Source organism: Streptomyces sp. NPDC005791, from assembly GCF_042871485.1.
Taxonomy (GTDB): Bacteria; Actinomycetota; Actinomycetes; order Streptomycetales; family Streptomycetaceae; genus Streptomyces.
Genome location: NZ_JBIAIP010000012.1, coordinates 88,068 through 98,348, shown reverse-complemented (window position 1 = coordinate 98,348; position 10,281 = coordinate 88,068). Strand labels below are relative to the sequence as shown.

11 protein-coding genes are annotated in these 10,281 nt (G+C 72.2%); 5 read left to right on the top strand and 6 right to left on the bottom strand.

Going from position 1 to position 10,281, the window contains the following annotated elements; all coding sequences use genetic code 11:
- Window positions 1-123: 123 nt before the first annotated feature.
- Complete coding sequence (locus ACFYSH_RS23370; protein WP_359471275.1) at window positions 124-618, top strand: hypothetical protein; 495 nt, start codon at window positions 124-126, stop codon at window positions 616-618.
- Here ACFYSH_RS23370 and ACFYSH_RS23365 read toward each other — a convergent pair.
- Window positions 600-1,241 (bottom strand): TetR family transcriptional regulator, encoded by a 642-nt coding sequence (locus tag ACFYSH_RS23365; RefSeq protein WP_359471277.1) that lies wholly within the window; start codon window positions 1,239-1,241, stop codon window positions 600-602. The genes ACFYSH_RS23370 and ACFYSH_RS23365 overlap by 19 nt on opposite strands.
- A 231-nt stretch (window positions 1,242-1,472) precedes the next feature.
- Between ACFYSH_RS23365 and ACFYSH_RS23360 the strand changes: the two genes are divergently transcribed.
- From ACFYSH_RS23360 to ACFYSH_RS23350, 3 genes are read left to right on the top strand one after another with little or no spacing between them, the layout of a single operon-like run.
- Complete coding sequence (locus ACFYSH_RS23360) at window positions 1,473-2,786, top strand: glycosyltransferase family 4 protein (RefSeq protein ID WP_359471279.1); 1,314 nt, start codon at window positions 1,473-1,475, stop codon at window positions 2,784-2,786.
- A complete protein-coding gene (locus ACFYSH_RS23355) occupies window positions 2,677-3,579 on the top strand; it encodes a class I SAM-dependent methyltransferase (RefSeq protein ID WP_388754905.1) in 903 nt (300 codons plus the stop codon). Before ACFYSH_RS23360 ends, ACFYSH_RS23355 begins: the two co-directional genes overlap by 110 nt.
- Window positions 3,576-4,649: a prenyltransferase gene (locus ACFYSH_RS23350; protein WP_359471283.1), complete on the top strand. Its 1,074-nt coding sequence runs from the start codon at window positions 3,576-3,578 to the stop codon at window positions 4,647-4,649. Before ACFYSH_RS23355 ends, ACFYSH_RS23350 begins: the two co-directional genes overlap by 4 nt.
- Before the next feature lie 10 nt (window positions 4,650-4,659).
- Here the strand turns inward: ACFYSH_RS23350 and ACFYSH_RS23345 are convergent, their stop codons facing one another.
- Entirely contained in the window at window positions 4,660-4,953 is a 294-nt protein-coding gene (locus tag ACFYSH_RS23345) for a hypothetical protein (RefSeq protein ID WP_359471285.1), read from the bottom strand.
- A gap of 218 nt (window positions 4,954-5,171) precedes the next feature.
- On the opposite strand from ACFYSH_RS23345, the gene ACFYSH_RS23340 reads away from it, so the two are divergent.
- Window positions 5,172-5,951, top strand: a complete 780-nt coding sequence (locus ACFYSH_RS23340) for a maleylpyruvate isomerase family mycothiol-dependent enzyme (protein WP_359471287.1) — start codon at window positions 5,172-5,174, stop codon at window positions 5,949-5,951.
- A gap of 66 nt (window positions 5,952-6,017) precedes the next feature.
- Here the strand turns inward: ACFYSH_RS23340 and ACFYSH_RS23335 are convergent, their stop codons facing one another.
- The 4 genes from ACFYSH_RS23335 to ACFYSH_RS23320 all read right to left on the bottom strand — a co-directional run bounded on the left by ACFYSH_RS23335 (window position 6,018) and on the right by ACFYSH_RS23320 (window position 10,272).
- On the bottom strand, window positions 6,018-6,842 hold the full coding sequence (locus ACFYSH_RS23335) for a hypothetical protein (RefSeq protein ID WP_359471289.1): 825 nt from the start codon (window positions 6,840-6,842) through the stop codon (window positions 6,018-6,020).
- 195 nt (window positions 6,843-7,037) lie between these two features.
- Window positions 7,038-7,976, bottom strand: a complete 939-nt coding sequence (locus tag ACFYSH_RS23330) for an N-acetylmuramoyl-L-alanine amidase (RefSeq protein ID WP_388754901.1) — start codon at window positions 7,974-7,976, stop codon at window positions 7,038-7,040.
- Between the two features lie 22 nt (window positions 7,977-7,998).
- Window positions 7,999-8,655, bottom strand: coding sequence for a class I SAM-dependent methyltransferase (locus ACFYSH_RS23325; protein ID WP_359471291.1), 657 nt, complete (start codon window positions 8,653-8,655; stop codon window positions 7,999-8,001).
- 96 nt (window positions 8,656-8,751) lie between these two features.
- The gene (locus tag ACFYSH_RS23320; RefSeq protein ID WP_359471293.1) at window positions 8,752-10,272 is read right to left on the bottom strand and encodes an MFS transporter; all 1,521 of its coding nucleotides are present in this window, start codon (window positions 10,270-10,272) and stop codon (window positions 8,752-8,754) included.
- Window positions 10,273-10,281 lie beyond the last annotated feature (9 nt).

Below are 10,281 nucleotides of genomic sequence, written 5' to 3'. Positions count from 1 at the left end.
TCCGGCGCAAGGGCCTTCCCAGCAGGTCAGGGCCCGTGCGAAACTCCGGCGGGGGCCACACGGGCGCGTGCCCGTGGGAAGGAACGACCTGAGTGGGAAGCGTCAGTGCGCAGAAGCAGGAGAGTGGCCGCCGCTGCCGTGGCGACCGGATTCATGACGGTGACGGCGGGCTGCGGCATCGTCGGGGAGAGTGAGAGCGCCACCGCTCCCTCCCCGGAACCCACACCGCCGTTCACCACACGGACGGTCGCCGACGAGATAGCCGGCTTCGCCCGGGCCGGCGGGCTCCCGCCCGGTGACACCTCCACCGCCGGACTGCCCAGGGGTGACTGGCAGCAGTGCGTCGCGCCCTGGACGGGCGACGCGCCCGAGGCGGACGCCGACGGCGCCTTCGAGGCGACGGTGCTGCGGCTGCGGCAGCACGACTGGGAGATCGTCTCCAGTCACACCGATCACGAGGTCACCTACCGCACCCTCGCCAAGCGCAACTGGAAGCTGTACGCCCGGTACCACGCCGGGGAGGGCTCCACGCGGGGGCGGACGGTGTCCCTCACGGCGGTCGAGGACGGCTGCCGGCTGCCGGCGGGCGTCAAGGGCGACTACGAGGACCCGGCCTGATCCGCCCGATCCGCGCGGGAACGGCTGCCGGCCGACAGGTCGATCAGCCCGCACACCGTCTCGATGTCCCCCTTCACCTGCGCGATCGACTCCCGGCCCGACAGCCAGGTGATCAACGCCGAGTGCCAGGTGTGCTCGATGACGCGCACCACTGACAGCTGCTCCTGCGTGGGGTCGTCCACCCCCATGGCGTCCAGGACGATCGCCGTCGTCAGCCGGGACACGGCGTCCACCTCGGGGCTCACCCCCCGGTCGGCGAAGGTCAGCGCCCGCACCATGGCATCCGCCAGATGCGGATCGCGCTGGAGTGCCCGGAAGGCCAGCATCAGCGTGTCGGCGACCCGCCGGGCGGCGTCGTCACCGGCGGGCGGCTGCCTGCGGAGCGTGACGTGCAGGTGCTGGAGCTGGTCCTGCATGAGCGCGACCAGGAGGTGGACCTTGGACGGGAAGTAGCGGTACAGCGTGCCCAGGGCGACCCCGGCGGCCTCCGCCACCTCACGCATCTGCACCGCCTCGAAACCGCCCCGCCCCGCGAGCTGGGCACCGGCCTGCAGAATGCTGCGGCGGCGGGCTTCCTGGCGTTCGGTCAGGGGAGGCTCCGCCGGCCTGGCTTCCGCTGTCATCTGTCCCCATCCACAAAGGGAGAACCGGTTCCCTGTCCGGCCGGGCCCCGGTTGCCGGGCGCGCACAGCATGCCAGGGTGATGCCGTGGCACGAATCACCTGATCCGGCCGTCACACCGACGCTACCTGCCGGTAGATTCGATGTGGGTTGAACCGACGAGTCTGAAACTTGTTCTAGATTAGCGCGACCGGTTACGCTCCGGCGAAAACGCAGTGAGAAGGGGGCCGAGTGTGACCGCTGAGGCCATAGAAACGGGCCCCTTCGCGGGCGGCGGCGCGTCCGGCGCCGACGGAGACCGGCCGTTGCGCATAGCGCTCCTGACCTACAAGGGGAACCCTTTCTGCGGCGGCCAGGGCGTCTACGTCCGCCACCTCGGCCGCGAACTGGCCCGGCTCGGCCACAGCGTCGAAGTGATCGGCGCCCAGCCCTACCCCGTACTCGACGAGGGCGTCCCGCTCACCGAACTGCCGAGCCTCGACCTCTACCGCCACCCCGACCCGTTCCGCACACCGGGACGCGGCGAGTACCGCGACTGGATCGACCTCGCCGAGGTCGCCACCATGTGGACCGGCGGCTTCCCCGAGCCCCTCACCTTCAGCCTGCGGGCCCGGCGCCATCTCCTCGCCAGGCGCGGCGACTTCGACGTCGTGCACGACAACCAGACGCTCGGCTACGGCCTGCTCGGGAACCTCGGCGCGCCCCTCGTCACCACCATCCACCACCCGATCACGGTCGACCGCCAACTGGACCTGGCCGCCGCGGAGTCGGTACGCCGCCGGCTGTCGGTACGCCGCTGGTACGGCTTCACCCGCATGCAGAAGCGCGTCGCCCGCCGTCTTCCCTCCGTCCTCACCGTCTCCGGCTCCTCACAGCAGGAGATCGTCGAGCACCTCGGGGTGCGCCGGGACCGTATCCGCGTCGTGCACATCGGGGCCGACACCGACCTCTGGTCGCCCGACCCCTCGGTCGCCGAGGTCCCCGGCCGGATCGTCACCACCTCCAGCGCGGACGTCCCGCTCAAGGGCCTCGTCCACCTCGTGGAGGCCCTCGCCAAGCTCCGCACCGAGAACCCGGCCGCGCACCTCGTGGTCGTCGGCAAGCGCGCCGAGCGCGGCCCCGTCGCCCAGGCCATCGAGCGCTTCGGACTCGAGGACGCCGTCGAGTTCGTCAAGGGCATCAGCGACGCCGAACTCGTCGGCCTGGTCCGCAGCGCCCAGGTCTCCTGCGTCCCCTCGCTGTACGAGGGCTTCTCGCTGCCCGCCGCCGAGGCCATGGCGACCGGGACCCCCCTGGTGGCCACCACCGGCGGCGCCATCCCCGAGGTCGCCGGACCCGACGGCGAGACCTGCCTCGCCGTGCCGCCCGGCGACGCGGAGGCCCTGTCCGCCGCGCTCGGCCGGCTGCTCGGTGACGGTGAACTGCGGGCCCGCCTCGGTGAGGCCGGCCGCGCCCGGGTGTTGGCCAACTTCACCTGGGCCAGGGCCGCCGTCGGTACCGTCGAGCTGTACCGTCAGTCGATCGCCGCCCGTGGGGCGCGCAGGTGAGCGTCCCCGTGGCTCCCGCAATCCGTACCTCCGACATCGAAGGCAGGCCCCCGTGCTGACCGTCGACTTCACCCGCTTCCCGCTCGCCGCCGGCGACCGGGTGCTCGATCTGGGCTGCGGCGCCGGCCGGCACGCCTTCGAGTGCTACCGGCGCGGCGCCCAGGTGGTGGCCCTCGACCAGAACGGCGAGGAGATCCGCGAGGTCGCGAAGTGGTTCGCCGCGATGAAGGAGGCCGGTGAGGCACCCGCGGGCGCGACCGCCACCGCGATGGAGGGCGACGCGCTCAACCTGCCGTTCCCCGACGCGTCCTTCGACGTCGTGATCATCTCCGAGGTCATGGAGCACATCCCGGACGACAAGGGAGTGCTCGCCGAGATGGTCCGCGTACTGAAGCCCGGCGGCCGGATCGCGATCACCGTGCCCCGCTACGGCCCCGAGAAGGTCTGCTGGACGCTCTCCGACGCGTACCACGAGGTCGAGGGCGGCCACATCCGGATCTACAGGGCCGACGAACTCCTCGGCAAGATCCGGGAGGCCGGACTCAAGCCCTACGGCACCCATCACGCGCACGCGCTCCACAGCCCGTACTGGTGGCTGAAGTGCGCGTTCGGCGTGGGCCGCGACGGCAAGGACGCGGCGCTCCCGGTGCGGGCGTACCACAAGCTGCTGGTCTGGGACATCATGAAGAAGCCCCTGGTCACCCGCGTCACCGAGCAACTGCTGAACCCGGTCGTCGGCAAGAGCTTCGTGGCGTACGCGACCAAGCCGCACCTCCCGAAGGCCGAGGCGTGAGCACGCCCGAGCGGACCGAACACCTCGTCCTGCCCGGGGTCCTCACCGCCGATCAGGCCGCCGAGACCGTGGCCGCGCTGCTCGCCGTGCAGCGGGAGGACGGGGCGCTGCCCTGGTTCCGCGGCCACCACCTCGATCCGTGGGACCACACCGAGGCGGCCATGGCACTGGACGCGGCCGGAGAGCACGAGGCGGCCGCCCGTGCCTACGCATGGCTGGCCCGCCACCAGAACGCGGACGGTTCCTGGTACGCCGCGTACCACGACGGCGACGCCGACCGGCCCACCGACCTGAGCCGCGAGACCAACTTCTGCGCCTACGTGGCCGTGGGCGTCTGGCACCACTACCTCGCCACCGGCGACGACGCGTTCGCCGACCGGATGTGGCCGACGGTCTACGCCGCCGTCGAATTCGTGCTGCGGCTCCAGCAGCCCGGCGGCCAGATCGGCTGGAAGCGCGAAGCCGACGGCACACCCGTCACCGACGCCCTGCTGACCGGTTCCTCCTCCGTCCACCAGGCGCTGCGCTGCGCCCTGGCCCTGGCCGAGCAGCGCGAGGAACCGCAGCCCGACTGGGAGTTGGCGGCCGGAGCGCTCGGCCACGCGATCCGCAGCCACCCCGAGCGCTTCCTGGACAAGAGCCGTTACTCGATGGACTGGTACTACCCGGTCCTCGGCGGAGCGGTCACCGGGCCCGACGCGACACGGCGGATCAAGGACGGCTGGGACAGCTTCGTCGTACCCGGGCTCGGCGTGCGCTGTGTGCTTCCCAACCCCTGGGTGACGGGCGGCGAGAGCTGCGAACTGGCCCTGGCCCTCTGGGTGACGGGGGAGTCGGACCGTGCCCTGCAGATCCTGCAGTCCATCCAGCACCTGCGGGCGGACGGCGGCCTCTACTGGACGGGCTACGTCTTCGAGGGCGAGCCGGCCATATGGCCGGAGGAACTCACCACCTGGACCGCCGGATCACTGCTGCTCGCGGTGGCCGCGCTCGGGGGGGACGAGGCGACCACCGCGGTCTTCGGCGGCGAACGGCTGCCGGCCGGGCTGGAGCCGGACTGCTGCCGGTAGGGGACGACCGTCAGAAGCGGCGGACCCGGCCCGCCACGGCGTGCCCGATCAACAGATAGACGGCGGCGGCCAGACCGTACCCGGTGACGACGCGCGCCCACGCCTCGTCGAAGGTGAACAGGTCGTGCGACCAGCCGGCCAGCCAGCGGGCCGAGTCCTGGACCCACTGGACCAGGTCGTTGCCCCGGTTGGCGTCGAGCAGGTACATCAGGATCCACAGAATGATGATGAAGGCCATGATGTCCGCGACGACGGCTATGACACGTGCGGCGGTACTGCTTCCTGTGCCTGTTCTGGGAGACATGTTCTCCGGGTTACCGCTTTACCGTGAGTGAAACCCGTACGACGTACGCCGGGTGGCGGGCCGCCTCCGCGCGGGCGAGCCCGGCGACGAGCGCCGACCTTCGTCACTCACCGTGAGATGTCCGGTCAGGGAGGCCCGCCGTGCCCGCTTCACCGGCTCCTCGTGGCGCTGCGGACGATGAGCTGAAGCGGCCGTCCTGCGCCGCGTAGGGTGCGCGGATGACCGCTCTCACGTATGCGCGCTACTGCGACGAAATCCTTGCCCAGACGGACCGGTTGGGCGCACTGCTCAAGGGCGCCGACCTGACCCGTCGGGTGCCCACCTGCCCCGAATGGAACGTGCGCGAGCTCGTCGTCCACGTCGGAGGGGCGCACCGCTGGGCCGGTGAGATCGTCCGTCGCCGGGCAGTCGACGCGGTCCCCGACGACCAGGTCCCGGACACCGAGGGGCCGTCGGGTGACGACGCGGACGCTCTGGCGCGATGGCTGGCCGCAGGCGCCGCCGCGACGGTGGACGCCCTGCGGGAGGCGGGCCCGGACACCGAGGTCTGGACCTGGGCGTGGGAACGCCGGACGGCCTTCTGGGCCCGGCGCATGGCCCACGAGACCGCGGTCCACCGGGCGGACGCGGCCCTCGCCGCGGGCACGGCCTACGAGGTGGCACCCGACCTGGCCTCCGACACCATCACCGAATGGCTCCGGATCGTCGCCTTCGCCCAGGCGCAGGGGGACCCGGAAGCAGCCGAACTGCGCGGCGCCGGGCGGTCGTTGCATCTGCATGCCACGGATGTGCCGGGAGCGGAGTGGCTGATCGACCTCGGCGAGCACGGCTTCACCTGGCGCCATGCCCACGAGAAGGCGACCGTGGTGCTCAGGGGCCCGCTGACCGAACTGATGCTGGCGTTCAACCGCAGGCAGAAGCCGGACGAGGGCGGACTGGAGGTCCTGGGGGACCGAGGGCTGCTGGACTTCTGGCTGGAGAGGTCGTCCTTCGGCTGAGCCCACGTGTCGCGGACACGACAGCGGCCCCCGCCGTCAGGGCGGGGGCCGCTCGGGCGTGACGGCTCAGCCGCGCTGGATGCCCGTGGTGTCCTGGAGGACGCCCCGACGGCCGTCCTGCGTCTGGGCGATGAGCCCGGGACCGCGCTGCTCGACCGCGAGGTACCAGGTACCGGGGGCGAGTTCGGCGATGGGGTTGGGGGCGCCGTCCTCGCCGTACAGCGGACGCGCCACCGGCACCGCGAACCAGAAGGGCGTGAAGTCGCCGGCCGGTGCCGGCGCCGCACCGCCCTGCGAGGCCTGCTGCGCCGCCTGCTGGTGCTCCGGCTGACCGGGCTGACCGGGCTGTGCACCGTACGGCTGGTGCTGGCCGGGCTGGGCGCCGAAGGGCTGCTGCGCGCCGGGGTAGCCGTAACCCTGGCTGGGCTGCTGGCCGTAGGCCGGCTGCACGGCGGCCGGACGCGGTGCGCCCAGCAGCGGGGCCTTGAGCGCGGGAACCAGCGGCGTGGCCACGGCGCCGCCGGCCAGCACGAGAGCCGCCAGCAGCCCGAGGATCAGGCCGGCGCCCGCGTCACCGGCGTCGATGATCGTCCAGAACAACGTCCACAGGGAGTACACGGTGAACGCGGCGCCGAACTGGCCGAGTTCGAAGCCGGCCACCTTGCGGCCCGGCATCGCGCGGCTGACGATCAGCAGCGCGGCGCCGATGATGCCGGCCAGGTAGATGCCCATCAGGACGGAGAGCGAGTCCCAGGCGTTCGCGCTGTAGCCCGAGCAGTCCACGCCCGAGGGGCAGTCGTAGCCGGAGAGGTCGAGGAAAGAGGCGACGAACAGCACGACCGCTGCTCCGATCACCACGCCGTCGCCTCGAGTGAGGGAGCGGATATTCACGTGAAGGTCCTTAGTCGGTCGTATCGTCGGGGCGGCCGTCGATGCCGCCTGAACGGCGGGTACGGCGCGAAGCTCGGGGGCGGCTCCCCATCGTACGGATGAATCTATCGTCTGCCCGGGCGGGTTGGGGTGCTGCCCGGCCCTCGGCCCCGGGCGGCCCCGGGTGCTGTCACTGCTGCCACCGTCCCCACGGAACTACCTCTGCAGGTAGCTGCCGATGCCCTCGGCGATACCGAGAGCCGCCTTCTGGCGCCAGCCCGCGCTGGTGAGCAGGGCGGCGTCCTCCGGATCACGCATGTTGCCGCACTCGACGAACACTTTGGGCACGGTCGACAGATTCAGGCCGCCGAGATCAGCACGGGTGTCCAGCCCGGTGCTGCCGCCGATGTAGTTGGACGGGGCACTTCCGGTGACCCGTAGGAAATGGCCCGCGATCCGCACTCCGAGTTCACGCGAAGGGGCCACGATCTTCGCGGTGTCCGCGGCTCCTCCGTGCACCGCTGCGGGGAGGATGACGTGGAATCCCCGGTTCCCGGTCGCGGAACCGTCCGCGTGGACCGAGACCACCGCGTCCGCACGCTCCTTGTTGCCGATGCGTGCCCGCTCGTCGACGCAGGGGCCGAAGGCGCGGTCGCCGTCCTGGGTGAGGACGACCCTCGCGCCCCGCTCCTCCAGCAGGGTGCGCAGCCGGCGGGAGACGTCGAGGGTGAACCGGGCTTCCGCGTACCCCGCGTCGGTGGCCGTGCCCGTGGTGTCGCACTCCTTGCGCCCGGTGCCGATGTCCACCTGGCTGCTGATCTCGCGGGTGTGGTCGCGGTTACCCGGATTGTGCCCGGGGTCGATCACCACGGTGCGGCCCGTGAGCGGGCCCCGTGGCAGGGGATGGGCGGAGGTGGCCCCGGCGGACGGGCTCGCGGCCGGGGCCGACGGCCGGCGGGCCGAGGACGTGGGGAAGGGGGACGGCGACGAGGACGCCGCACGGGACGCGGCCTGCGGCGCGGCGCCGGGGACCGGTCCGCCGTCGCCCGCGCACCCGGCGGCGGTCAGGCAGACGCCGGCCAGGGCGGCGGCGAACACGGGCCTGCGGAGCGGGCCCGTGCGCGGTGCAGGGGGAGGGAACTCTTGGTGACGCACGCCGCGATGCTATCCGCGCCCCTCAGATCCCCGGCCCCGTACGCCGCAATACGCGCAGGGAGTCCGTCACCGAGATCTCGGTGAACGCCCCTGATTCCAGGGCGCGTCGGTGGATGCGGTACGGGGCCTGGCCGCCGTCCGCAGGGTCCGGGAACACATCGTGGATGACCATCAGACCGCCGTCGGCGACCTTCGGGGCCCAGCCCTCGTAGTCGCCGTTCGCATGCTCGTCGGTGTGCCCGCCGTCGATGAAGACGAGGCCGAGCTCCCCGCCCCACACGGCGGCGACCTGCGGGGACCGCCCGACGAGCGCCACCACGTGCTCCTCGAGCCCTGCCCGGTGCAGGGTGCGCCGGAAGGACGGCAGTGTGTCCATCAGACCGATCTCCGGGTCCACCACCGACGGGTCGTGGTACTCCCACCCCGGTTGCTGCTCCTCGCTGCCCCGGTGGTGGTCGACGGTCAGGGCCGTCACCCCGCCGGCACGGGCGGCGTCCGCCAGCAGGATCGCGGACCGTCCACAGTACGTGCCGACCTCCAGGAGCGGCAGGCCCAGCGCGGCGGCCTCGACGGCGGCGGCGTACAGGGCGAGCCCTTCGTGGACCGGCATGAAGCCCTTGGTGGCCTCGAAGGCCGCGAGGACCTCCGGCTCCGGACGGGCGGCGGACTCGGCGGCCACGGGGTTCCTCCTGGTGGGACGGTGGATCGGACGGCGTCCCATCGTGCCGTACGCCCCCGCGGCACGGATCGGCGGGGCCGTACGGAGACGAGTGGGTCAGCGCCGCGCGGGCGCCGTGGCGGCCGTCCGAGCCGGGTCCGTCGCGGCGAGCGCGTCGCCCGCGCTGCTGGCCAGCAGCACCGGGTGGGCCTTGCGCTGCGCCGGCAGGAAAGCCGCCAGCACGAGGCCGATCAGCACCGCCCCGGTGGCGATCATGAACGAGGTCCGGAAGCCCTCCATGGTGGGGACGTCCACCGGTCCCGACCTCACCGAGGTGTTCGCCAGCACCATGCCGATCACCGCACTCGACAGCGAGGTGCCGATCGAGCGCATCAACGTGTTCAGACCGTTGGCGGCGCCGGTCTCGGACGCGTCGACCGCCCCGATGATCAGGGCGGGCAGCGACGAGTACGCGAGTCCGATGCCCGCCCCGAGCACCACCGCGATGACCACGGTCTGCCAGGCGGCGCTCATCAGGCCCAGCCCCGCGCCGTAACCGACGGCGATGACGACCATCCCCAGGATCAGCGTGGTCTTGGGGCCGCGGCGGGCGGAGAGCCGGGCGTACAGCGGGGCGACGAACATCATGGTCAGCCCCAGCGGTGCCACGCAGAGCCCGGCCACCACCATGGATTGGCCCAGTCCGTAACCCGTCGACGCGGGCAGCTGGAGCAGCTGCGGCAGGACCAGCGAGACGGCGTAGAAGGCCACACCGACCATGATGGACACGAGGTTGGTGAGCAGCACCTCACGGCGGGCGCTGGTCCGCAGATCGACCAGCGGCGCCGGAGAGCGCAGCTCGAACACCCCCCACAGCACCAGGATCAGCAGGGACGCGCCGAGCAGACCGAGCGTCAGCGGAGAGGTCCAGCCCCAGTCGCCGCCCTTGGTGACCGGCAGCAGCAGACAGACCAGGCCGAGGGAGAGCCCCAGCGCGCCGACGAGATCGAAGCGTCCCGGCGCCCGCAGCGGGGGCTCCGGCACGACGAGGGCCGTCAGGGCCATGGAGAGCACGCCCAGCGCGGCCGAAGCGAGGAAGAGCGCGTGCCAGTCGGCGTGCTGGGCGACGACCGCGGCGGCGGGCAGGGCGAGTCCGCCGCCCACGCCTATGGAAGAGCTCATCAGAGCCATCGCCGAACCGAGCTTCTCGGCCGGCAGCACATCGCGCATGATGCCGATCCCCAGCGGAATGGCACCCATGGCGAAGCCCTGGAGCGCCCGGCCGACGATCATGACCACGAGGTTGTCGGTGGACGCACAGATCAGCGAGCCGACGACCATCACGGCGAGGCTGGCCAGCAGCATCCGCCGCTTGCCGTGGAGATCACCGAGCCGCCCCATGATCGGCGTCGCGACGGCACCGGCGAGCAGGGTGGCCGTCATCACCCAGGTCGCGTTCGCCGGGTCGGTGCCGAGCAGGGACGGCAGGTCCTTGATGACGGGGACGAGCAGGGTCTGCATCACCGCGACGGTGATCCCCGCGAACGCGAGCACGGGCACGACTCCGCCGCCCTTGCCCCTGTGCGGGTCGGGGAGCGCGGCGTGAGGGCCCTGCTGTTCGTTCGTCGTCCGTTGCATACGGGTGGC

Excerpts from the sequence above, each read along its gene's own strand:
- ACFYSH_RS23365 (WP_359471277.1), bottom strand. The coding sequence starts at position 1,241 with ATGACAGCGGAAGCCAGGCCGGCGGAGCCTCCCCTGACCGAACGCCAG.
- ACFYSH_RS23345 (WP_359471285.1), bottom strand. The coding sequence starts at position 4,953 with ATGTCTCCCAGAACAGGCACAGGAAGCAGTACCGCCGCACGTGTCATA.
- ACFYSH_RS23340 (WP_359471287.1), top strand. The coding sequence starts at position 5,172 with ATGACCGCTCTCACGTATGCGCGCTACTGCGACGAAATCCTTGCCCAG.
- ACFYSH_RS23320 (WP_359471293.1), bottom strand. The coding sequence starts at position 10,272 with ATGCAACGGACGACGAACGAACAGCAGGGCCCTCACGCCGCGCTCCCC.